The 24,726-nt window shown below is 35.5% G+C and carries 19 protein-coding genes; 13 read left to right on the forward strand and 6 right to left on the reverse strand.

Translation table 11 applies throughout. From position 1 onward, the window contains the following. The first annotated feature begins 61 nt into the window (after positions 1-61). The 3 genes from AB674_RS02230 (at position 62) to AB674_RS02240 (ending at position 2,042) form a co-directional block, all read left to right on the forward strand. Entirely contained in the window at positions 62-1,048 is a 987-nt protein-coding gene (locus AB674_RS02230) for an aldo/keto reductase (RefSeq protein ID WP_047773481.1), read from the forward strand. 107 nt (positions 1,049-1,155) lie between these two features. After that, a complete protein-coding gene (locus AB674_RS02235; RefSeq protein WP_047773483.1) occupies positions 1,156-1,761 on the forward strand; it encodes an NAD(P)H-dependent oxidoreductase in 606 nt (201 codons plus the stop codon). 2 nt (positions 1,762-1,763) lie between these two features. Further along, positions 1,764-2,042: a putative quinol monooxygenase gene (locus AB674_RS02240; protein ID WP_047773484.1), complete on the forward strand. Its 279-nt coding sequence runs from the start codon at positions 1,764-1,766 to the stop codon at positions 2,040-2,042. Positions 2,043-2,192: 150 nt separating this feature from the next. On the opposite strand, the gene AB674_RS02245 is transcribed toward AB674_RS02240, so the two are convergent. Both AB674_RS02245 and AB674_RS02250 read right to left on the reverse strand, forming a co-directional pair. Further along, a complete protein-coding gene (locus tag AB674_RS02245; protein ID WP_047773485.1) occupies positions 2,193-5,870 on the reverse strand; it encodes a PKD domain-containing protein in 3,678 nt (1,225 codons plus the stop codon). A gap of 276 nt (positions 5,871-6,146) precedes the next feature. Then, positions 6,147-6,857: a class I SAM-dependent methyltransferase gene (locus AB674_RS02250; RefSeq protein WP_240478058.1), complete on the reverse strand. Its 711-nt coding sequence runs from the start codon at positions 6,855-6,857 to the stop codon at positions 6,147-6,149. A 454-nt stretch (positions 6,858-7,311) separates the two neighbouring features. Between AB674_RS02250 and AB674_RS02255 the strand changes: the two genes are divergently transcribed. After that, positions 7,312-8,592, forward strand: a complete 1,281-nt coding sequence (locus tag AB674_RS02255; protein WP_047773487.1) for a DUF2130 domain-containing protein — start codon at positions 7,312-7,314, stop codon at positions 8,590-8,592. 720 nt (positions 8,593-9,312) lie between these two features. On the opposite strand, the gene AB674_RS02260 is transcribed toward AB674_RS02255, so the two are convergent. Continuing rightward, positions 9,313-10,077 (reverse strand): META domain-containing protein, encoded by a 765-nt coding sequence (locus tag AB674_RS02260; RefSeq protein ID WP_047773488.1) that lies wholly within the window; start codon positions 10,075-10,077, stop codon positions 9,313-9,315. Between the two features lie 358 nt (positions 10,078-10,435). Between AB674_RS02260 and AB674_RS02265 the strand changes: the two genes are divergently transcribed. The 7 genes from AB674_RS02265 to AB674_RS02295 all read left to right on the forward strand — a co-directional run bounded on the left by AB674_RS02265 (position 10,436) and on the right by AB674_RS02295 (position 17,193). Then, entirely contained in the window at positions 10,436-11,329 is an 894-nt protein-coding gene (locus tag AB674_RS02265) for a helix-turn-helix domain-containing protein (RefSeq protein WP_047773489.1), read from the forward strand. A 107-nt stretch (positions 11,330-11,436) separates the two neighbouring features. Next, positions 11,437-12,354, forward strand: a complete 918-nt coding sequence (locus tag AB674_RS02270; protein WP_240478059.1) for a DUF6268 family outer membrane beta-barrel protein — start codon at positions 11,437-11,439, stop codon at positions 12,352-12,354. A 46-nt stretch (positions 12,355-12,400) separates the two neighbouring features. Continuing rightward, a complete protein-coding gene (locus tag AB674_RS02275) occupies positions 12,401-12,814 on the forward strand; it encodes a DUF2141 domain-containing protein (protein WP_047773769.1) in 414 nt (137 codons plus the stop codon). 102 nt (positions 12,815-12,916) lie between these two features. Then, entirely contained in the window at positions 12,917-13,639 is a 723-nt protein-coding gene (locus AB674_RS02280; protein ID WP_047773493.1) for an ABC transporter ATP-binding protein, read from the forward strand. Positions 13,640-13,653: 14 nt separating this feature from the next. Continuing rightward, positions 13,654-14,589: an HlyD family secretion protein gene (locus AB674_RS02285; protein WP_047773495.1), complete on the forward strand. Its 936-nt coding sequence runs from the start codon at positions 13,654-13,656 to the stop codon at positions 14,587-14,589. 108 nt (positions 14,590-14,697) lie between these two features. Continuing rightward, on the forward strand, positions 14,698-15,837 hold the full coding sequence (locus tag AB674_RS02290) for an ABC transporter permease (protein WP_047773497.1): 1,140 nt from the start codon (positions 14,698-14,700) through the stop codon (positions 15,835-15,837). Between the two features lie 75 nt (positions 15,838-15,912). Next, entirely contained in the window at positions 15,913-17,193 is a 1,281-nt protein-coding gene (locus AB674_RS02295; protein ID WP_047773499.1) for a TolC family protein, read from the forward strand. Positions 17,194-17,573: 380 nt separating this feature from the next. On the opposite strand, the gene AB674_RS02300 is transcribed toward AB674_RS02295, so the two are convergent. Then, positions 17,574-20,354, reverse strand: a complete 2,781-nt coding sequence (locus tag AB674_RS02300) for a chondroitinase family polysaccharide lyase (RefSeq protein WP_047773500.1) — start codon at positions 20,352-20,354, stop codon at positions 17,574-17,576. A 437-nt stretch (positions 20,355-20,791) separates the two neighbouring features. On the opposite strand from AB674_RS02300, the gene AB674_RS02305 reads away from it, so the two are divergent. Both AB674_RS02305 and AB674_RS02310 read left to right on the forward strand, forming a co-directional pair. Continuing rightward, entirely contained in the window at positions 20,792-21,376 is a 585-nt protein-coding gene (locus tag AB674_RS02305; protein ID WP_047773502.1) for a DUF4202 domain-containing protein, read from the forward strand. Positions 21,377-22,212: 836 nt separating this feature from the next. Next, positions 22,213-22,917, forward strand: a complete 705-nt coding sequence (locus AB674_RS02310) for a hypothetical protein (protein WP_047773504.1) — start codon at positions 22,213-22,215, stop codon at positions 22,915-22,917. Positions 22,918-23,356: 439 nt separating this feature from the next. Here the strand turns inward: AB674_RS02310 and cobA are convergent, their stop codons facing one another. Beyond that, entirely contained in the window at positions 23,357-24,148 is a 792-nt protein-coding gene (gene cobA, locus AB674_RS02315) for a uroporphyrinogen-III C-methyltransferase (RefSeq protein ID WP_047773506.1), read from the reverse strand. A gap of 5 nt (positions 24,149-24,153) precedes the next feature. Continuing rightward, complete coding sequence (locus AB674_RS02320) at positions 24,154-24,726, reverse strand: molybdenum cofactor guanylyltransferase (RefSeq protein ID WP_047773508.1); 573 nt, start codon at positions 24,724-24,726, stop codon at positions 24,154-24,156.

The raw sequence follows: 24,726 nt of genomic DNA on the forward strand, positions 1-24,726 counted from the left end.
ATAAGTCATAAAAACAGTATAATTTTGCTTAATAATTTTTAAAGCACAAAATACCACGATTATGGAATATAGAAAACTAGGCAATACTGAACTCGAATTATCAGCAATAACTTATGGTGCATTTGCCATTGGAGGCAACATGTGGGGCGGAAATGAAAAGAAAGATTCAATAGATTCTATCCATGCTTCCATCGACAATGGAGTGACCACAATAGACACTGCTCCTTTCTACGGATTTGGTTTAAGCGAAGAAATGATTGGTGAAGCACTACAATCCCAAAACCGATCAAAAGTGCAATTGTTAACCAAATTTGGACTGGTATGGGACGGAAGCAATAAAGGCAAAGGAGATTTTTTCTTTGATGCAGACGACAATGGAAAAAAACTACCGATTTACAAATTCGCCTCCAAAGAAAATATAATCAAAGAAGTCGAAGAAAGTCTAAAAAGACTAAAAACCGATTATATTGATTTACTGCAAATCCATTGGCCGGACTCCACTACTCCAATTCAGGAAACTATGGAAACCATGGACTTGTTAATCAAACAAGGAAAAATAAGAGCTGCCGGAGTTTGCAATTACGATGTTTCACAACTGAAAGAAGCTCAAAAAACAATTTCATTAGCTTCAAATCAGGTTTCGTACAGCATGCTAAATCGCAAAATAGAAACCGATTTAATTCCACTTACCGTTGCAGAAAATATCGGAATCATTGCCTACAGTCCAATGGAAAGAGGTTTATTGACCGGAAAATATTTTACCGACACCAAACTAAAAGAAAACGATCACAGAAATGGTTATTTTGGTCAGTTTGATCTTCAGCAGGTCAAAACCTTAATCGAAGAATTGAGTTCATTAGCACACGCAAAAGAAGTCAATTTAGCGCAATTGGTTTTACGCTGGACGACTTTACAAAAAGGAATTAGCATTGTGCTGGCCGGCGCAAGAAATGCAGAACAGGCGATTTCAAACGCAAAAGCAATGGATTTCGATCTTACTGCTTTGGAGTTGGATTTTATCAATCAGGCTATTTCAAAAATAAAATAACAACAAACAAAAAATTACACCATACGTAGAAACACAGGATTATTTTTACATAAAAAACAAGCCTGTATTAAAAACTACACCACAGATTCACTAAGAACATTCACACTATGAAAAAAATATTTATAATAAACGGCGGGCAAAAATTTGCACATTCAGGCGGAAAATTCAATCAAACTGTTCAGGATTGGACCATTGAATACCTTTCCCAAAACAATAATTACGAAATAAAAACAACTCATATAGAAGATGAAATTAACCTGCAGCATGAAGTAGAAAAATTCGTTTGGGCAGATTTAATTATCTATCACACCCCAATCTGGTGGTTTCAATTACCTAATCTTTTTAAAAAATACATTGACGATGTTTTTACTCAGGGTCATAACAACGGAATCTATAAAAGTGACGGAAGAAGTCGTGTAAATCCGGACATTAATTATGGAACGGGCGGGCTTTTGCACGGTCGCAAATACATGTTGACCACGAGCTGGAATGCTCCAAAAACAGCTTTTACTTTACCGGGAGAATTCTTCGAAGAAACTTCTGTTGATGATGGTGTAATGTTTGGTTTTCATAAAATGAATACGTTTGCCGGAATAGAAAAAGTAGACAGTTTTCATTTTCACGATGTTGAAAAAGGTGCCACACCGGAAAATATTACTATCTTTAAACAAGACTATACCAACCATTTAGAAGAAACTTTCAAAACTTTATAACCATGATCTCGATTACAGCTATCATAAAGAGTAAAAAAGAGCACCTAACAGAAATTCAAAGTAGAATTATCCATCTGGTCGCCGAAACCAGAAAAGAAGCGGCTTGTATTCGTTATGACCTGCATACCGCTGAAAATGTGTTTATCATTTGGGAAGAATGGAAGGACCAAGCCGGACTTGATTTACACAACAATCAATCTTATCTGTTGGATTTTATTGCCAAAAGCGAATCCTTATTAGCCGCTCCGGTTCAGGTTTACAAGACAACCCAACTTTTATAAAACCATAAAATTCAATACTCCTGCAAGGTTTTCAAAACCTTGTAGGTTTATCTTACAGATCAATAAGTAGCCATAAAATCAATAGTCCAACCTATTAGACAAACATAAAAAAGGCCGTCCTGAGACAGCCTTCTTCTATAAAATTCAAATCTATTGTTTAATGATCTTCTGTGTATATCCTTTTTTTGTTGAAGAAGTTACATTAAGAAAATATACCCCTTTTGTTTTTCCCGACAAATTAATGGCTTTATCAGTAGTATTCTCTCCGGAGAAGGTTTCTTTGTAAATCATTCTTCCGCCAATATCATGAACTGTCACCGTATAATTATCTGCTGAAACCGGTGTGATCACATGAAACACATTGCTGGATGGATTCGGATATACCTGAACTCCTGACAAATTGTTCGCTCCTTTTGGTTTTGTTACTGCTAAATTAGATCCGTTATTTATTTTTAAATTATCAAACCAAATTCTGGTTCCATAACCTGAAGTGTTTTTGATTTTTACCAACACACTCTTTTGATTTTTCACTATACTTAAATCAATTTTTTCTGTTCTCCAATCCGAATCTTTGGTTGGAATCCAATCGTTGGTTTCATTTGCAGCCGTTGTTGCAGGGTCGTCCTGAATTGGTGGTGAAACGGTTTGCAACTGCAATTGATTTTTAGCATATACATTTGTCCAGGTTACTCCACAATCCGAAGATACTTCGATATCTATTTTATCCGGTGCAGGTGTAGGATCAAAAGCATTTAAGTACTGTGTATAAGCCAGATCAAAGGATAAAAACGGAGTAGCAGAAGAGGAAAAATCCATTGCTTTAAGAATCAACTCGTCTATTAAACCCGTTGGATTATCAGCATTGTTGATCACCAGACAAGACAAATCTCCTTTACCGGCATCCGAACGTTTTTCCCATGTAATAACGTCTTTGTCGGGATTAATGATTTCCCAATCCTGAATCGGAAAACTTGCTTCGAAATTTTCTGAAAAAGGAAGACTGTTTTTGCCATTAATAACGACCACATCCGTTTTTGCCATAACCGATCCTGCTCCGTAAGAATTAGAAGCAGTCAAAGTTACCGTATAAGTTCCCGGACTATCATAAACTACAGCAGGCGTTTTACTTGTAGAAGTCGCCGGCGTACCACCCGGAAACGACCAGGACCATGAAGTAGGCTCTCCTGTTGAATTGTCTCTAAAGGCTATTGGTAAATCGCTACACTGTTTTTGACTCTCCACTACAAATTCCGAAAAGGGTGTTTCTTTACTATCAAAAGTGAATTTCACATTATCAATCCATATTCTTGAACCGTATCCCGAAGTATTTTTAAACTTGAACAAAACGTTCGCTACCCCTTTAAAATTTGACAATAATACTCTTTCTGTTCTCCAATCCGAATCTGAAACCGGAACCCAATTATTGGGATCTGCGCTGACAAAGGTTTCCAGTTCAGTATGTGTTTTTACATAAATACTTTCCCATGTAAGACCGCAATCTTTTGAAGCCAGAATTTCAAGAACATCGGGACTTGCTGCATCAAATTTAGCATAGGCAACATCAAAGGAGAAATCAGTTATGCCAACAGATAAATCAGCGGGTTTCAGGATAATCTCATCGATCTCACCTACTTTCGCATTGTCCGCATTGTTCATTACCATACAAGACGAAGAATTATGTCCAACATTGGCTCGTTTTTCCCAAGTCAATTTATGATCGGGATTACTAATTTCCCATTCTGCGGGTGGAAAAGAATTTTCAAAACCTTCGGTAAAAGAAATTCTGTCAGGATCTACAACTGTTATAAAATTATTTTTAGTTACTGTTGTCCCTGTACCGTTTCCATTTTTGGTTGAAAGTGTCACTCCATACGAACCCGGTGAATTGTAAGTCACAATCGGATTTTTTTCGATAGAAGTAGCAGGCGTACCCCCCGGAAAAGACCATTCCCATGACGTTGGATTTCCGGTTGAAACATCTAAAAAAGGAGCTGTAACACTAGTACAACGCGTCCCTCTGACATTGGAAGCAAAATCAGAAACTGGAGTAGCCGTCTGAATAATAGCAACATTTACATTGTCTATCCAAATCCTTGTGCCGTAACCCGACACATTTACAAAACGAATAGAAACATTACTATTCCCCTGATAGGCACTAAGATCTACAATTTCTTTTCGCCAATTAGCATCTGAAACCGGCACCCAATTATTAGCCAAAGCAGTAGGAACCTGCGTGGTTTCTAAAAGCGTATGTGTTTTCGAATACACCACATTCCAAGTAAGTCCGCAATCTGTTGAAACTTCTACTTTTAAAACGTCAGGACTCGCATCATCAAATTTGGTATAAGCCAAATCAAAAAACAACTGACTGTTTTGTCCGGCTGCAAAATTAAGATAAGGCAATCTGATATAGTCTAAAGCTCCTACTACTGCATTATCTGCATTGTTCATAATCATACACGAACTATCATTATGCCCTACATCTTTTCGTTTTTCCCAAGCTAAACCATTGTCCGGATTTGTAATTTCCCAACCTAAAGGAGGAAAAACACCAGTGAAATTTTCGACTAAATTCGCACCCGATTTTTGATCTACCTCAATATAATTCAGCACTTGTTTGGTATTCATTCCAAGAGCATTCGTTACCTGCAAGGTCACTTCGAATTTTCCTGCTGTATGGTATTGAACAACCGGATTTAAATCTGTAGAGGTTGCAGGGATACCGCCTTCAAAAGTCCATACTCTCGAAGTTGGTAATCCCAAAGAACGATCTTTAAACGCGATTGTTTTTCCTGAACAAATTGCCGTTGTATTGCTGTTAAAATTAGCGATTGGTGCCGTTTCAATAACCCCAACCGAGCTAAGATTACTTTCCTGCCACAACAAACCACGTGGATATTTAGCCACAGTCTTGTCATCTAACCAATACGTCATGGCATTGGTCTGGTCTCTGGTATACATATTCTGGCAATCTGTATTGTAATCCATATGGTTTTCGGCATTGGGGTAAACGCCACAGCTATTTAATACATTTCGGGCACAACCTTCGGCCACTTTTGTTGGCGGCGTGTCGGCCATTCCATCATTAACGGCATCACAATCATCCTGAAAAGTATGTTTTAAACCAAAATAATGACCAAACTCGTGCGTCATTACCTTTGCAAAAGTCGCACTCGCATTTGAGCCACATGTACTCCCAATATATCTGTGATTGTAAGCAACACGCGGGATCGCATCCTGAATAGGCAAAAAGGCGTGTCCCGAACCAACAGATCCCTGTCCGGTATTGGGCTCATCAACAACCAAAACATCCAAATAATACTTACTGTTTTTACCGTACCAGATGTAATCATAAATTTTAGCATCATAACCATCTACTACATGTGCTTCTGGATGCCAGTCCAGACCGGGAATTTCCAAAGGATTTCCTTCCGGATCAACGGTAGCCAGAACAAACTGAATATTTAATTTGCTTTTAATTGCATCAAAACGAGGATCGGTCGTGGCGTATTCCGGAAACTGACCATTAAAATCTTTGTTTACCGTAAGCAATGCATCATCAATTCTGCACTTCATTTGCTCTTTGGTAAAAGCATTATTGATGTTAGTTCCGTCTGCAAGAATATGAAACACCACTGGAATAATATAAGGTGTAGCAACGGTTTTCCGGGTGTTCGATTTTTTCCACGTTTTAATTTTTGATAAAGATTTTAGAAAAGCAGCTTCTTCCTGTTGGGATAATTTGGTTCCACAACCGATTGGATTCTGCCCAAAGGAAATAAGGAACTGACACAGAAAAACTGCAGCAAAAAAGTAGTTTTTTTTCAAAATAATAGTTTTTTTTTAGGTTAGTTGTACTTTCACATACAGTACTATCATAAAATCGATTAAAAAATTAAGCTTCAAAATGACTTCGTATTTTAATCTCTTTTACTTGATATTTTTTTTTCATAAAAATATTTAATTGAAATGCATTTAATAGATATTATGTTATTGCAAAACAATTGTATATTACCTAGTTTTAACTTATTTATTAAATTTTAAAAACTAAAAATCATAAAAAAAGCTACATTTTACAGTATCTTATCATAAAAAACCAACATATTACTTAATTCCTCCAAAAGCACCGAAACACATATTCTTGTGCAAAATTTCTACTTTGCTAAAGCCAACTTCTTTCATCAAATCCAATTGATAATTCATTGATCTTGGAGAATCTTCTTTTTCTACATAATCTAAGACCTTCTGACGGTATTCGGCTCCTCCGATTCCTTCCAGATAATCGCCGTAACGTTCCCAGGTATATTCGTTTAATAAAGCGGTATCTTGTGTAATCAGATCCGAGATCATCAAACAACCACCCGGTTTCAATAGTCTGAATAATTTCGAAAATGTTGTTTCCCAGTCCTGATCATCACGCAAATGATGCAAAACTGCTCCGGCCAGAATAATATCAAATTGCTCTTCCGGTAAAGCCACTTCACGGATATCTCCATGCAAAATTTCAACTTTACCGTTTGTTTCTTTTGATACTCTTTCTAAAGCTTTATCCAGCATCGGCTGACTTAAATCGACTAAAGTTGCATTCAGATTTGGGATTTTAGAGAGCATCATTAAGGTATAATTTCCTGCTCCGCAACCAATATCCAAAACATTTTTGGCGTTGGGAACAATTCGTTTTGAAGCTTCCGTAATTAATTCTAAAGAGATTGTAGCATCGATTGTAGCGACTTGTCCCGTGTCTAAATTAGAAAATCGTTCGACATCATTATCAAAACGTTCTCTAATTTCTGCTGTGGTTGATTTATTCATCATCGTTTTTTAGTATTCAGGTTTATATGGCTTTTTTTCTCGCAGATTAAGCGGATGTATTCTTTATTCTTTATTCTTTATTCTTTATTCTTTATTCTTTATTCTTTATTCTTTATTCTTTATTCTTTATTACTTCTCACATCTTACTTCTCACATCTTACTTCTCACTTAAAACAAAACTAACACTTTGGTACTTGCTTTAAAAGAAGATACTTTAGAAATTACGAAACCCAACAGTTGTTTTTTCTGAACTTTAAAAAAAAGTTGCCACGAATTTCTCGAATTTTCTCGAATTAAAATTTACGTCAGGCGGATCGTCAATTAAAATAAGATTTCACCCGAAACTCTATTTTTCTCTTTATAAAATTTGTGCAAATTCGATAAATTCGTGGCAAAAAAGCCTTAACTTTTAAATACCTTAGCAGAAAATTACATTACCTCAATAAAATCAATAAAAATGGCCGAGCAATCTTCAATTCAGTGTCCAAACTGCGGAACAACTATCGATGTCAATGACATTCTAAAACACCAGTTAGAAGACAGCATTCGCAAAGAATATCAGCAAAAAGCCACTGCTCAAACCAAAGAATTGGAGCTTAAAAACGAGCAATTCGAAAAAGCCAAACTAGAATTTGAGGCTAAAAAGAAGCAGGAAAATGAACTTTTCGCAGAACGTCTGGAACGCGAGAAAAAAACGGCCGAAAAAGAAATCACTGAAAAGCTGAAAACCAAACTCGACGAGGAAAACAAAGATCGTTTGCTTGCCATGGAAAAAGAGCTTTCCGAGAAATCAGAAAAACTCCGTGAACTTAATAAAATGGAAGGTGAAATTGCCAAACTTCAACGGGAAAAACTCGAAATGAAAGAAGCAATCGAAGCCGAAGCACAGAAACAGCTTAACGCCACTTTGATTTTAGAAAGAGATAAAATCAGAAAACAGGAAGAAGAAAAAAACGAATTAAAAATAAAAGAATATCAAAAACAATCCGACGATCAAAAAAAGCTGATCGAAGAAATGAAACGCAAGCAGGAACAAGGTTCTATGCAATTGCAAGGCGAGGTAATGGAACTGGCAATCGAAGAATGGCTGGCTAATAATTTCCCGTTAGACACTATCGACGAAGTAAAAAAAGGCGCTAACGGAGCCGATTGTTTGCAGATTGTAAACACACGCGAATTGCAAAATTGTGGCTCTATTTATTACGAAAGCAAAAGAACCAAAGCTTTTCAGCCCGCCTGGATTGAGAAGTTTAAAAACGACATTAGAACCAAAAAAGCCAATATCGGGGTTTTGGTTACAGAAGTTATGCCTTCAGGAATGGATAGAATGGGCATGCGTGATGGAATCTGGATTTGCACCTACGAGGAATTTAAAGGTTTAAGTGCCGTTTTACGCCAATCTTTAATACAAGTTAGTCAAGCTGTTCAGGCACAGGAAAACAAAGGAGACAAAATGTCGATGTTGTATGATTTTCTAACTAGCAATGAATTTCGCTTACAAGTAGAAGGAATTGTGGAAGGCTTTACCCAAATGCAAAGTGATCTGGATTCAGAGAAAAGAGCGATGCAACGTATTTGGAAACAACGCGAAAAGCAGATCGAAAAAGTGGTTCACAATACTTTAGGCATGTACGGTTCAATTCGTGGTATTGCCGGAAATGCGGTACAAACGGTACGAGCTTTAGAGCTTGATTTTATCGAAGACGATGAAGAAGAAAAAACAAAAGAACTAGAATAAGTAATTCAAATTACTAGTAAATAATTAGTTGCCCCTATTTGACGAAAGCACAAAAGGGTTGATTTGCCTCCTGCTTCAGCTGGAGGTATATGATTGAGAGCTGAATCATTGGCTTTAGCCGAAAGAACCAGGGCATAATTCGGCTAAAGCCATTAAATCTTGAACTACTTGTAATCCTCCAGCTGAAGCAGGAGGCTATTCAAAATGATACTTTTGAAAAAATTTTATTTTTTACTGGAAATTTACATTATTATAATTCAGAAATGAGGTATAGGCCGTCTAATTTCAAACCTAAAACAACTAGCAACTTAAATTAATTATGGGTCAAGAGATATTGTTGTGGAGGGACAAATATCTTGTAGTTCCGTAATTTCGGATCAAGTTAAAAAGTTGTGGAATAATTTTTAGAAATTTCTTTTGTTAGAAGTAGCACATCTTATACTTTTTCGCCACAGCTTTATAAGGACCTAATTTTCCAACTTCTCGCTTTGACGATCTCGCAAAGACGCCAAGCCGCAAAGTTTTTTTCTGTTTTTTCATTAAAACTTTGCGATTTTGCGACTCTGCTAGATTTTTACTTCCCTATAACTTTCGGACTTGATCCTTAATTATACAGTCTGCATACTATTTACCCACTTCCTTTTATATCCAAAACGAATTTTGCCATTCTAACCCGAAAATCAGAATGGCAAAATTTATATTTATTTAAAAAGACCGTATTTAATCTACTTTTCTGAAAACCAACAAGGTTCCGTCAGGATTAGAAAGTCTCAGTCTAAGATCTCCAATCGAATAGGTGTTAGTGCTTTGTAATGCTTTCACAAATTCAGCCTCTTTATTTCCCGGCGCGCAAGCCATCAAAGTCGAAGCGACGTTAGAAAATCTCAATAATCCTTTTTCAAAAAAGATAGTTCCTCCTATCGAATTACAACCTCCAAAACCCATAAATTTATTCTCAGTTGAATTAATCTCAATTCTTGGCAGTTCTTTTTGGAAGTCTGAAAGCGTCACTTTTTTACCGTTTAACTCTTCTAACACCCAGATATCGTACAAACGGTAATCGGTAATGTATTTACCACAACCGTTTAAGGTTTTACCGTTAATTTCAATCTTAACGGTGTAAGGTGAAACCTCTCCTGACATTGAATCCTGGCAATCAAATTGTTGTGTAGTAATTGTTGCCGTAATTTTTCCATTTTTTACTTTATACATCTTCACATTAGCATCCATAGCTCTAATTGGCTCTACAGCGTCAAAACTGATGGTTTCCATTCCTTCAATCAGCGACGTAAAGACAATTTTCTCCTTTCCTATTTTCAATCCCCAAAATGGTTCATTTCCAGTCGCTTTAAAATAAACAGAACCCTCTTCTTCTTCGGAACTTGTTGCAGAAGTTGTTTCTTTTGTGTTTGAATTTTTAACCGCCACCGACTTACAACTTAACATCACGGACATTAATACACATAGTAAAAGTACTTTTTTCATATCATTTAATTTTTATTATGACCTCACACTAGAAAAAATCGAGCCAAAAATCGGTCGCATCCTTTTTTTAAGATTTTTTTAGGTCTAATTTGGTTAAATTTAAGAAAAACGGGATAAATACAGAAGCAAAATTAAAATAAGAAAAAGAATAAAAACAACAATCCGTGCCATTAAAAAGCTTTTCCCAAGAACGACACTTGGAGTAATTTTAAGCTAAATTAATTCTTCCAAATAAGGTTTTGCAACTGCTTAGAATAAATCTTTACTATTTACGAATCGGATAATTTTAATTGACTTTATTCTACACATGTAACCGAACCGTTTCTTAAGTTTGTAGCTCAACAGCTAAGTTTTTGGTATGGGTAAGAATATTAAAATTATTTCATCAGAAGAATTCCCAAGACAATTTATGTCTGATGCTTCTCAGGACTTTGATTTCTTAAAAACTCCTTTGCAGATCTATGATTTAAATACTACAACAGAGTACCTCCAGATTCCAACCCCACTTTTCAGACCCGATTATAACTTTATTGTTCATGTTACCAAAGGCAATGCAAAACAGCAAGTAGATAATGAGGTGATAACAATAACTGAAAATGATGTTTTGTTTGTCAAACAAGGACATATTACCGCAATGAAAGAAATTGACCAGATTATAACGGGGCATTTTATTTTATTTGAAGAGAGTGTCCTCAATCATATTTTATCGAAACAGGAGTTGATACAGATTTTTGCCACTAATTCAGTTCTTAAATTACCTGAAGAAACAAGTGTATGGCTTAATTCTTTGTTCTGTTTGTTAAGTCAGGAATTTCGCAATGAAAATTCCAATATCGAAATTTGTTATTCACTCATGCAGGCAGCTTTCCAGAAAATTATTTTTTCAAATAAAGAACTCAATAAAACGGTGCATCGTGGTAATGAAATCACTTTTTCCTTTAAAGAGCTGGTTTATAAATATCATACGGAGAATAAATCGGTAACCTTTTATGCCGATAAATTAAAAATCTCTGTAAATTATCTCAATAGGTGCATTAAGCAAACCACCGGAATAGCTCCAAAGGAATGGATTAACAATGTTAGTATCCTGCAAAGCCAGATCCTCCTACAAGATTTGACTAAAGATATTTCAGAAATTGCTTTTGCGTTGAATTACGAGGATCCTTCTTACTTTGGACGACTTTTCAAAAAAATAACCGGTACAACTCCTTCTCAGTACCGAAATTCGCTTACGCACGATTTGTCCGAGTAACGGCAAACTAAATCCTAGTAACAATTATTGTTTTAACTGCACCTTTGCTTTAAGAAAATCTTAGAGAGCTGATACAGCTTGTGTGTTTAAATTTAATAAATGTTATTTTGAAAAAAGTACTGTCATTGGTTTTACTGACCTTGTTTATTTGCCTTCCAAATAAATTTTATTCTCAATTAATAACAGATGGAGCCGGGGTTGGCATCACTGTAAATGGAAAAAGTAGCTTTAAGAATTTGTCGGCTGTAGATCCGTACTATGGGAATAAATTCAACTATACTACTTATGATTTTTGGTTGCCCATCCCCTCTTTCAGACTTGGAAAAACGCGAATTCTTGGGATAATCAACTATCGTATTTTAGACTTTACATTTGATAGAGACATTGAAATTAGTCCGAATTACATCACGAAAATACAAGAAATCAAACCTACCCTAGTTGTACGACATCCTTTTGGAGAAAGATGGGCTGCTTTTGGCGTTTTTATCCCCACAATTGCTTCTGATTTTAAAAACTCGTTTTCGATGAATGATATGGTATTCGATGGCATTTTTGGAGTTTCAAGAAAGTTTGGAGAAAAATCAAATCTTGAAATCGGGATTGGCCCCCATGTCATGTATGCTTTTGGCAAGTTTTTAATAACGCCTGCTCTATCTCTGGATTATAAGAGCAATAATGGTAAGTGGTTTGCTCAAATATACTGGCCAAGAGTCAATATTTTCAGAAATCTGGGCGATAATACGCAAGTTGGTCTGGCAGGATCGATTGACTGGACACTTCACAATTTACAAAACTACAAGAATTATCAAGGAGAAGAGATCGATTATGCTCAGTTTTCGGCTATTCATGGCGGTCTGCAAATTAATCAGCGTCTTTTTGATGGTTTTTGGTTGCAATTGCAAGGAGGTTTAGGTTTTGCCAACAAATACACACTGTTTAATGCTCAGAATGACACCATTAGTAATTATAAAGCAAAAGAAATGCCCTATGTAAAAATGATGCTGAGCTATCGTTTTGGGAAATAATTACGCAAATAGAATCACACTAAAAACTATAAAATTAAAAGAGAAAATGAAAAAATCTATTCTAAGTATCCTGTTATTGGGAGTATCGTATTTTACAAATGCACAACAGGTAAAAACGAATGTTGATGTATACAATGTTCAAAAAGGAAAAGGGACTGTTGTACTGAATGTCTACGATAAAAAGGAAAATTTTCTTAAAAGAGCCTGCTTTACCAAAGTCCAAAAAGTGAATCAGGAGACTATGAAATTTCAAATCGATTTACCAAGAGGAACTTATGCTATTACTGTTTTTCAGGATTTGGATACTAATGGAAAACTAAACAGTAACTGGTTGGGAATGCCCAAAGAGCCTGTCGGAAACAGTACTAATTTTCTACCGGACGGTGGGGCACCAACATTTCGAGATTGCGCTGTTTATATTTTAAATAATGACGCTACAATTAAAATAAATCTTTATTAGGAATTTGAAATCTTAGCTTAAAAAAAGCCTGTCTTTTATGAAATGACAGACATTTCCAACAGTACAATTATCATAAGCAAACTTAAATCATGACATAAAATTATGGAAGAGATCACTTCTAAAAAAAAGGTTATTGCAGAGGTAAAGGGTGCTTGCAAGGAGTATCAAACCGGTGACACCTTGATTACAGCTTTAAAAGCAACAACGATTCAATTTAGAACCCGGGAACTTACCTTAATAATCGGTCCCTCCGGTTCAGGAAAAACTACACTATTATCGCTATTAGGCTGTGTTATTTACCCAACAAAAGGAGATGTTTTTATAGATGGTCAACACATAAATACACTTTCGGCTAAGGAATTATCGGCTTTGAGGTTGAATAAAATTGGATTCGTGTTTCAAAGTTTTAATCTCTTAGCGCCACTTAACTCTTTAGAAAACGTAATGATGCCGTTGCAACTTATGAATATGAGTGAGACTGAGGCCAGAAAAAAAGCAGAAAAAGCGCTTGAATTAGTAGGCATGAAAGATCGAATGAAAAACCTACCCAAAATGCTAAGCGGAGGCCAGCAACAAAGAGTTTCTATTGCACGAGCATTGGTAACCAATCCGCCAATTGTGCTTTGCGATGAACCAACGGCTGCATTAGATGTTAAAAGTGTCGGTCTGGTAATGAATGAATTAAAAGCACTTGCTCAAAACGGAAAAAGTGTAATTGTAGTTACACACGATATGCGACTTAGGGAGTTTGCAGACAGAATTATTTATGTAGATAACGGAATTGCAACTGAGACCGAAAATACAACATTTATAAAGAATCATTAATCAAATTATAAAGAATGAAATATACTTTAATTTATCTAATAGCCATACTATTTTGTAATTGCAATAAAAAAGAAGAAGCAAAACCCGATCAGAAAGCTTTTGCCCATGAAATTACTTCATCAGCTATTGTAGGACTCGGACGCATTGAACCGGATGAGAAATTATCTTCATTGGCAACAGAAGTTGGTGGTGTTGTTGTGGCTATCCATAAAAAAGAAAATGATGTCATTGTCAAAGATGATTTAATTATCGAATTAGAGCATTCTGTTCAGGATGCAAAAAAAGCGCAGATTAAAAGTCGTATGGAGACACAAAGAGTTGAGATAAACATGGCACAATTGAATTTAAAAGAGCACAAAATAAATGTTGCTAACAAACAAATTGAATTAGAACGTTTGAAAAACCTACAAGAAAAGGGTGCTGAAACAAGACAAAACGTCGATAATCTTGAAACAGAAACTAAAATTTTCCAAACCAATTTAGAACAACTGCAAAGCAAGATTCTAATTGCAAACTCAAGACTTCAAGAAATTAAACAAGAACTGGAAGTATCAAACAAGGAGTTGCAACGGTATTTGATAAAAGCATTGGACGATGGACAAATTATGACAATGAATGCAACGATAGGAGCTGCATTATCACCAAATCAGTCTTTTGCAGATTTTATTCCGAAAAGTAAATTGGTTGCTACGTGTGAAATTGATGAGTTGTTTGCTGACAAGGTTAAAAAAGGTCAAAAAGCCATTATTCGTCAAATCGGTTCCAATAAAATGATTGGCTCGGGTATTGTAATTTTTGCTTCTTCGGCACTTAAACGTAAATCTATTTTTTCTGAAAAAGCAGGAGATCAGGAAGACAGGAGAGTCCGGGAAATAAAAATCCTATTGAAAAACCAAACGAAGTACCTAATTAATTCCCGAATTGAATGTGTTATTCAAACATCCAATTAATTACGAATCACAAACAAGTATGGCAAGAGTACCACTTCTGTCTGGCCGTAAATGCCAATATAGATACACGAGTTCCATATTTCAATAGAAACAAATAATAAGCTAAGTATGAAATCTAGTATCAAAACAGCCTGGAAGTTTATCCGTTTCGATAAGACAAAAAGCATAGGAGTAGTAGTTGGAATAGTAATCAGTACTTTCCTCATCGGACAACAAATTGGAACATTTAATTTTTTGACAGGATTAATGAGCGTGTTGGTAAAAAATACAACCGCAGATATTTGGGTTGTTGATAATAAGACGACAGATGCCAATCAGCTTAGTTTGATTGATATCCGAAAAGAAAAAGAGATCAAGAGTTTGGCTGGTGTAAAAGAAGCATTTCCAATCGTTGTAACAAACGGTAAGGCAAAATTTCCTGATGGAACCAGTGCTGTTGTAAATATTATAGGGAGTGAATTCCCTTATTTTAAGGCAGGTCCGGACAGTACCAAGATCATACAAGGAAAACTTCCGGATTTATTGCAGGAAGCGGGTGTGTCTGCAGATTATTTTGACCGAAGTAATTTCGGGGGATCGTCAAATGTTGGAACCTATTTTGAAATCAATGGAAAAAGAGCCGTTATCACTTTACAAACAAAAGGAATAAGAGGTTGGGGCGGTTATTTGATGTACACCACAATAGACAGGGCAAGGTTTTATAGCGGTATTTCTTCGACTGATATAAGTGCTTTAATGGTCAATGTAAAAAAAGGGGAAGATGTAGATCAGATCGTAGATCAAATTAATCGTTCTATTTACGGAGTAAGAGCATGGCGCACGTCGTCCTTGAGTTCATCAACAATAAAGAGTGTTTTGGCTTCTACAGGTTTAGGTGCCAGTACAGGATCTTTGGTGGGATTTGCCATTATAGCAGGTTTTTTTATCATTGGCTTAACGATGTATTCATCGGCACTTGACAGAATTAAGGATTATGGAACTTTAAAAGCAATTGGTGCTACTGATTCATACATTAGAAAATTGATCCTTACACAAGCCACTTTATTTGCTGTTGTTGGATTTATGGTTGCCCTTGTTTTCTTACTGGGTTTTAAAAACGGAATGTACCAAACGGGAATATTGATAGATTTTAGTCCAATAATACTTTTCTCCATTCTCACCATCACTTTCTCTATTTCGCTCTTCGGGGCCGTGTTTGCTATTAGAAGAATAAAAAATGTAGAACCTGCCTCTGTATTTAGGGGTTAAAAAATTGTTATAATGAAAAATAATTCAATGCCTATCTGTTTTATAAGATGTCTTCTGTTCTTATGCTTTTTTAAAATGAATGCACAAAACCCGACATGGACCTTGGATAAAGCAATTGAAGCGGCACAAAAGAACAGAAAGTTATTGGCTTCGTTGGAAACAGAACATAAAATCAATCAATTAAAGACAAAAGAATTAAATGCAAAATATTTGCCCAGAGTAGCCTTGAATTATAATTATCAATACAATCCAATTATTGCTACAAGTGTTTTACCGGCCGAAGCTTTTAATTCCCGTGTATCATCAGATGCTATGATTCCAATAAAATTAGGGGCTAATTATTCTCAAAACGCAGGTGTTTTGCTACAACAACCACTGTTGGATATCTCAATTTCAAAATTAATAATTGAATCTAAACTGCAGGAGAAACTAGCCGCTTTAAATGAAAAAGAAGCAAAGCTGGAACTGACTTATGAAGTCTCAAAAGTATATTTAAACATATTGGTAGCTGAAGAACAAGAAAATGAAGCTGTTGGTGATACTGCCCGGACAGCATTGAGTTTGGAGACTATTAACCAAAAATACAAAAACAAAAGAGTTTTAAAAGTTGCCGTAAACGACGCTAAAGTAACGCACAATAATGCCGTTCAAAAATATCGCAATGCAGCAAATAACATATTGGTTTTAAAACAGTATTTCTTGTATGTTATCGGAAACGAATCTTCTATTGCTTCTTCTGTAACATTAGAAAAATACAGCATGGATGAAAGTAGTACTAATCTGGATGAAAGTCTAATTGAAGCATTACCTCCAATTGAAATTTTAAAAACGCAAAATCAAGTATTGGAGAATAAAAAAAAACTGGAAAGAACGAAATATAGTCCATTGATTACGATTAACGGTTATTTAGGAGCCGATCAATTTACAGAAAACATGAATCCTTTTCAGCAAAATAGCTGGTATGGAAATAGCTATATCGGCATGTCACTGAAGTTACCTGTTTTATTTGGAGAGAACACGGCAAAAAGAATAGATCAGCTAAAGTTTCAGCAAAAACAGAATAATGATAAAATTACAGAAAATCTGAATAAAAGTAAATACAATGCCTTAAATGCTGTTACTGTATACACTAATATCCTGGAACAGCTAAAAACAGTGCGCGAAAATAGTAAGCTCACTTCTGAGATTGTGATGATCTACCAAGAACGGTATAAGTTTGATCAAATATCGTTTTATGAACTAAATGACAAAGAGATTCAATTGCAAAATCTGGAACTGTTTCATAATCAACTTAAAAAGCAATTGATCGTATCCTGGCTTGATTGGAAAAAAGCAGCAGGAAAATTAGTCCTGTAAGATTGAAGAGAATTAATAACAAATTTCATAAAGAAAAACATTGTTTTTTAAGCACCTATCTATTTGACTGTTTCTATAATTCCGCCGTGAGTCCGGTTCTGTTTAATTGCAAAAAAACAGATATTCAGAAACAGATTAGAAAACTGCTATTTCTCTGTTTGTATTTCACCCGGGTTTGTTTTTTTATAGATATCAATTTCTGTAGCTGTATTTTTCAGCTTGATACTATTGATTTTAGAAAGTAGTGGCGAAGTAATGGTATTTTACCCGCCACAACTCTACAAGCAAAAAATAGCATTTTCGCCTTTTTTGACTTCCATATTTAGTTCCTCATTTTTGATGCTTCCTTTTATATTTTTCTAACCAGCAACTTGAATTAATTACTGTTTTATTAATTTAACTTTTCTCACATTCTTACCTTGACTTATTTCTGCAAGATATACGCCTGGAAGCAGATTAGCACCTATTACTATTGTTTGTATATTGTTAGACTTTATCGTGTTTAGCTTTCTTCCTAAAATATCATATACATTTACAAAAACGGGCTCTGTAGAATCTCCTGTTAGATGTACTTTAAATTCTGTTTTTGAAGGGTTGGGCGTAACAGTCACTTTAAATTCATTGGATGTTTCCTTATTTGGAGTATTAATTCCCAATGTGGTTTGTACTAATTCCGTTTGAATGGTTAATCCGTTGATTGTACTAAAGGTAACATTGGTATTAACGCCATTTTCCGCGATAGTAACCTTACTTGAAGGGGATGCTAAATCCCAGTTACCGACTAATGTGAGTGTAACCAAATCAGCTTGCGGAACGCTGTTAAGAATTGAATTCTGGCTGCTAATCTGGCTCAAATTATAGGTTTCATTTGCAGCTAATAAACCTAAATTTGGATTGGTAAGACTTACTTTTAACTTCTTTCCGTTGTCAATTGTTTGAGTCATTACAACTGCCGGCTTGTTTACACTAACTACTACATCATAATTCAATATACTGGCAGGATCAAAAATAACATAACCAAATATAGCATCCGGTTTGTATTCGGCAATATGTGCCTGATTGTTCTGCTGGTAAATCGTAAAATAAGACGAAAAATTATCCGCAAGTTGTTTTGTTTTAATTGGACCGCCCTGCATCACAATGGCATATTGAAATTTTCCATCGACAGGCGCAATACCATGATTGATAAATGCCGTGGTAAAATTTCCATTGGTATCCAAAGTGTTGCTATTATTTCGTGAATTTTGTGTGGTTCTGTTAATCGTTATCTCAGCAGTATTGTTTGAATTTTCAGGTAGTACGTATCCATTTCCCACAGCGTCAGTAGCCCATAGAGAACCGGCTGTTTGTGTATGTGTGAAATTTATACCTGTAGTTGCTATATTGTTTACATAAGTCGTAGTGTTGGTATCTGCAAGTGCTGTTTGAAATAAAGTGGTATGAATGGGATAAGTTCCATTTGTGTCTTTGATATCAGATCCCAGACAAAGTATTATGTCTTTAAAAAAGAAATTAGATTTTAAAGCTGTCATGCCTCCAGCAGAGTTTATATCTTTATAATCCATTCCAAAAACACCATTATCATCCAAAGAGGCATGCGTTAAAAACGACTTGCCGTTCATTTCTCTCGAAATCCCGTTTCCAAGTACACTTAATGGAAGATAAGCAACTGAAGTTCCCGGTACATGTGACCAGTCCCAACCGTTTTCTACATAACCATTTGAACTGCGACTTACCGGATTTCCCGAGGTTAATAACTCCAAAGCTCCGGCAGAAGTATACCTCCCGAAAACATTTTCGGTTGCTGAATTTTCGAAATGCCAAATGTGCTTACTTGTTCCTTTTACACTTGCCTGATAGCCGTTATATTTATGCACACTCAAACCTGCGTATGGAAAATTAAATTGTCCTTCCGTTATTTCTGAAGAAGGGGTAATTCCTGAATTTAAAGTTTGTAAAATATCCCCCACTCCGCCAAGCGTATTAACCAATGTGATCGACAATTCGCTTTGTCTGAGCAAGGCAGTATTGGCGGTAGCAGAAAGATTCCACAATCGAACAAACTCCTTTCCGGCATCCAAATTAGTTGTTGGATCTGTTACATATAAAAAGGCCATCGCCGCTCTCAAATCATTAACTGCAGTCGTGTTGGTTGGGAATCTTCCGGCAAGCCCCGAAGGAACTTCAAAATCCTTACTAAATTTACTATAGTTTAGAATGGCATTTTTTAAATTACTTTGCGCTTCTGTATTTAATTCATAGGCCGTATTCTTCAGCATCATATTCAGAATAGAAGACTGTTGTAAAGCATTTGATCCATAGGCATTAGAGTAGGCTCCTCTGTGATGGTAGGTGATAAAATCAGGTTTAATGCAATCGTTCCATCCATTGCTGATTTTTAGTGCATTGTCAATAAACCTTTTTAGAAAATCCATATTAGCAAGCTTTGTTATATCAGAATCGTCTTGTGCAAGTACATAACAAAGCCGCTGTTGAAAAGAAGAACGAATGACATCTGTATTGAATCCGGGATTGGTAAACTTAAAATCCAAATAGTCGGGAGCTATAAAAGCGGTAAGAGCGTTAAGTGCTCCCATGTGATGAGCAAACTCACCGGCGGCAACTAACTCTTCTTTCATCAGAAAAATGGCAGTAGCATATGCCGATGAGCGTAAACAGATACTACTATTAATAAGTACTTCTTCAGTTGCAGGAGCTTTCCGATAATTAAAATCAGTAGTACTGTTAATACCTTTTACTTTCATATAGCTAAAAAGAGATAAGATCTTATCTTTAAGTGCAGTACTGTGGTAATCCGGATTAGGAATATTTACTGCCCCTTTTAGCTGGTAAAGAAATACCAAACGGATTAGTTTTTGCTCAACCAATACCTGATAAGCACTTTGGTCTTTACTTTTGGTAAAATCCCATACCGGGCCGGGATTGGCAAAATCATAAGAGGATAAATTTTTGGCGGCGATTCCGTTTTTCAAAAACCGATTGTACCTTTCATTTACCTCTGTTTTGGTATAATCGACATTTTCGTCCGTCAGCCAATCCTGATATTTTTTTCTAATTTTATTTACCTCACTGGTTTGTGCATAAGACAAATTGAACACTAAGGCAACTAGCCATGCCACTACAGTAGATTTTTTACACATGTTTGATTATTATTTGAATGATTAAACATTACATTTTATTCTTTATTACGAACCGAAATCGAAACTCCGTTACTACCTGAGAATAAAAAAAACAAAAAAAAGACAAAACTTAGTTGCCTACATAAAGTGTTTAACCACTAAATAGGTAACTAAATTTTGTCTTTGGAATTATTTTGGAAAAATACAACTATTTTTTCTGTCAGTGATTCGTTATGCGATTTTTTTTACAAAAGAGCCGTTTTTTCTTTTTGAAGAACTTTACCGGCATGTTTCGATCGTATCAAAAGCGAAAGTGATTGGCATTTAGCTGCTTTTGTTTTTTTTGAATTGTTTTTAAATGCTATCAAGTTCACCAAAATCTCCTGGCGGTAACTTTCAAGCATTCCTTTACTTTAGAGATTAATTGCCTATATTTGAAGTCTATTTCTATGACTAAAATGAATACACCTTTCCAAAAAGCCAGCGAGTGGATCGATGCTGAAAACGCACAAGATCCCAATATTGAAACCGATCAGAACATCGAATATCCGAAAGAATTATTATACTCGGATCGCATGTACAAAAGGCTGATGCAGTTTTGTCCGGAAGCTTCAGAAGAGGTACAAATTGCCTCAAAAGCACAACATATCTGCCGATGGAAGGTTGCCCGTGAATCGTATCCTATGGATCGTGTTGGTTATTTAAGATGGAGAGAAGAACTGAAAAAATTCCATGCTGTAACTACGGCAGCAATCTTAGAAAAAGCAGGTTACGAAAGTACCTTTATTGACCGTGTGTCTTTTTTAATTGAAAAAAAACTACTTAAAAAAGATCTTGAAACACAATTATTGGAAGATGTCATTTGCCTTGTATTTTTAGAATTCTACCTTGATCCTTTTGTGCACAAACACGATGAGGAAAAACTCAAAAATATCATCAAAAAAACTTGGGATAAAATGTCTGACAAAGGACATCAGGAAGCTTTAAAAATAAACTATACCGCAGCTAATCTGGAACTTATAAAAGCTTCGCTCGGGTTGTAATCACAGCCTACTTTTTAGCATTTTTTTTCTTAATGAAGCCTTTAAACAACGCTTCCCAAAGGATGTACAATAAATTTAGTATTTACAGTCATAAGACTACCATGGATCAAGTTCAAAAGTTGTGGAGAAGTTAAATCTCGCAAAGTCGCAAAGCCGCAAAGTTTAAAAAGAAATCAAGAGCTCGTAAAAAGGGATCAAGTGCAAAAGTTGGGGAGTGGGCAAAAAGAAGTAATAAATAAAAGCACTCCGTCTTAATCGGTCCTATTGCTTTCTCAGTATAAAAAATCCGTTTTTGACAGCGTTTTTCTATTGCAAATCCGGATAATCCGTGTCCAATTCTACAGAATGGTTATACACACATATTACAATTTAAATTCAGACACGGATTGAACAGATTCGTTATCACGAAGACACGGATTAAAACGGATTCAAAATTCTTTCTAATGAAATTTAAACAGGGACTTAACGAAATTTTTGTTTTTCCCACAACTTTTTAATTTGCTCTTTTTTCGGCAAGTAGCGTAAAATGAACTTACATCACTTATATGGTTTAAGTACACTTTTACTTAATCCTCAACTTTTGCACCTGATCCGTAAAAGTTGGAATTTAAAAATATTGGAATTTTTCTTTTCTTTACAAAAGCACTTCTATCATTTCTATTACCGGCACTTTGAGTGTTAAAATAATCCTATTTTTCTTTCATTACAATAAAACTTAACATTAGCGTATATTTTTATTGCTTATATTTACTTAACTAAGAATTAACGATTTAGAAACATTGTTAATTTTTTATCGGTCGTAATTTCACAAGATTCAACTTTAAAGTAAATACCATATGGAAAAAGAAACAGACGAAACTATCGCACAAAGTACTGATTTACCTAAAACAGATAGTGCTCCAACAGTTACAGAGGTAAAGAAAGCAGAAACTCCTTCTGCGACAACAGCTGCAAAAAAACCGGTAGCTAAGAAACCCGCTACCACTACTCCACCACCGGCTAAAACTACTGTACCAAGAGCTCTGGCAAAAAAAACTGCTACTACATCACCGACTAAAACTACTACTCCAAGAGCTTTGGTAAAAAAAGCGGCAACGACATCACCGACCAAAACCACTACTCCAAGAGCATTGGCAAAAAAAGCGGCGACTACATCACCGACCAAAACTACTACACCAAGAGCTTTGGCAGAAAAAATTATCAATCCTAAAGTGGTTGTGAAGGCTACAGTTTTGGCAAGTGCAGAAGACGATAATAAATCCAAGAAGACTGTCGCTGTAAAGAATGAAGAAACAGTTAAAAAGGATAAATCAAAAGATAAAAAGAAAAAGATGAAAGACAAGGAAAAAGAGAAAGCCAAAAAGAAACTAGCCAAGAAAAAAGAAAAAGCTAAAAACGACAAAAAGAAAGAAAAGGCTAAAAAGGCAAAACAAAAAGCTAAAGCGAAAAAGAAAGAAAAAGCTAAAAAAGCGAAACTAAAAGCTAAAGCCAAAAAAATTGCTAAAAAGAAAGCAAAAAAATCAAAATCTAAAAAGAAATAATACTACGAATGGGTTTGACTTTTAATAGTTGAACCCTTTTTTATGATTTTTAAAATTAAGCTTAGTTTTCTTTGTGTTTACTTTTTTTAACCACAAGGACCGCAAAGTTTAATTATAACAGTATGGCTTATTTTTAATTTTATACCTTTTTTTTTCACCCAGATTTAGCAGATTTTTTTAAGAAGTAAATAGATCAGCCCAATCTGCTAAATCTGCGTGAAAAAGAAAATCTTTGTGAACCTATACTTTATTTTAATCGCAAAGTAAAGGCAAGCTTCACTAAGATTTGCACAAAGTAAATAGAGGGTTTATCGAATATGCACTAAACTTATTCTGAAGTAATTTTAAAGATTCAGATTGCCGAAAGCTTTTATCTCTTAGCAAACCTCGCGTAAATCTTAGCGAACCTTGCGGTTAAAAACCAAATTAACAAGATTCCCTACTCCAAATCCAAGTTCTGTAATATAAACTCATCATCAAAATGTTCTTTAAAATAAGAAATCAGTTTGGAGTTGTTTTTAACCACTTCTCCAATAACAATAATTGCCGGTGCTGCAATTTCGTGCGCAGCAACCAATTGTGTTATTGAACTTACGGTTCCTATTACTTTTCGTTCTGTAGCTTTCGTTCCGTTTTGGATAATGGCGATGGGTAAATCATCTGTTCTGTTTTCTTTATAAATAGCAATGATTTCTTCTAATTTATGCATTCCCATTAAAATCACTACTGTCGCTGCCGATTTTGATGCCAGATGAATGTCTTTAGAGAGTTCATGATTCGAAGTCGTTCCGGTAATCACCCAAAAACTATCTGCTATCCTACGTTGTGTCAAACTGATTCCAGCAGAAGCAGGAACTCCCAAAGCAGATGAAATTCCGGGAACAATATCGGTTTCTAAGCCCCATTTTTCTACATATTCAATTTCTTCACTTCCTCTTCCGAAAATGAAGGGATCACCCCCTTTTAGACGTACCACATGTCCATGACGGTTGGCCATTACAACAATCAATTCATTAATCTGATCTTGTGTATAGGCATGACAACCGGAGCGTTTGCCAACAAAAATAATTTCCGCATTTTTTGCATACTGCAACAATTCTTCGTTGACCAGAGCATCGTAGAGAACCACATCAGCACTTTCTAAAACTTTTATTGCTTTCAATGTAATCAATTCAACATCACCGGGACCTGCTCCTACAACCGTTAATTTTGGCGTTTTTACTTTTTGCATTTCAGTTAACTTATGTTGATATTAAAGTCGTTTAATTCGTCAGCCGAACTACTATTGGTGAGATGAAAGTTTTCACTTTCTTCAATCGTAATCACCTGATGCGGAATTTTTGCTAATAAATCCGTCACTTTCAATTGGTCTGAATCGATTGCTTCTTTTATAATTGGCAGCATTTTTTTAGAATAAATTCCGATTAGCGAATGAATTTTACTGGCAGATGCAAAAACAGTAACTCCAGCTTCATCGGTATGTTTTGAAATTAACTCCGATAATAATTCAGTAGAAATCAATGGAATGTCACAACTCAGGATCAGGTTAAATTCGGTTTTAGAATGCATCAATGCGGTGTAAATACCTCCTAATGGTCCTTTGTCGGTAATAATGTCCGGTATTTTTTTATAGGCTAAATAATCGTATTCGCTCGTAGTGGTAACCAATTTTATTTTTTGTGTAAGAGGTAAAACCGCCTGAATGATATGCTCAATAAAAGGTTTTCCCTGAAATAAAACCAATCCCTTATCAGATTGCAGGTCAGAGCTTTTTCCTCCACAAAGAATAAATACCGTTAACGCTTTCAT

This window comes from Flavobacterium sp. ABG (assembly GCF_001027725.1).
Lineage (GTDB): Bacteria > Bacteroidota > Bacteroidia > Flavobacteriales > Flavobacteriaceae > Flavobacterium > Flavobacterium cupriresistens.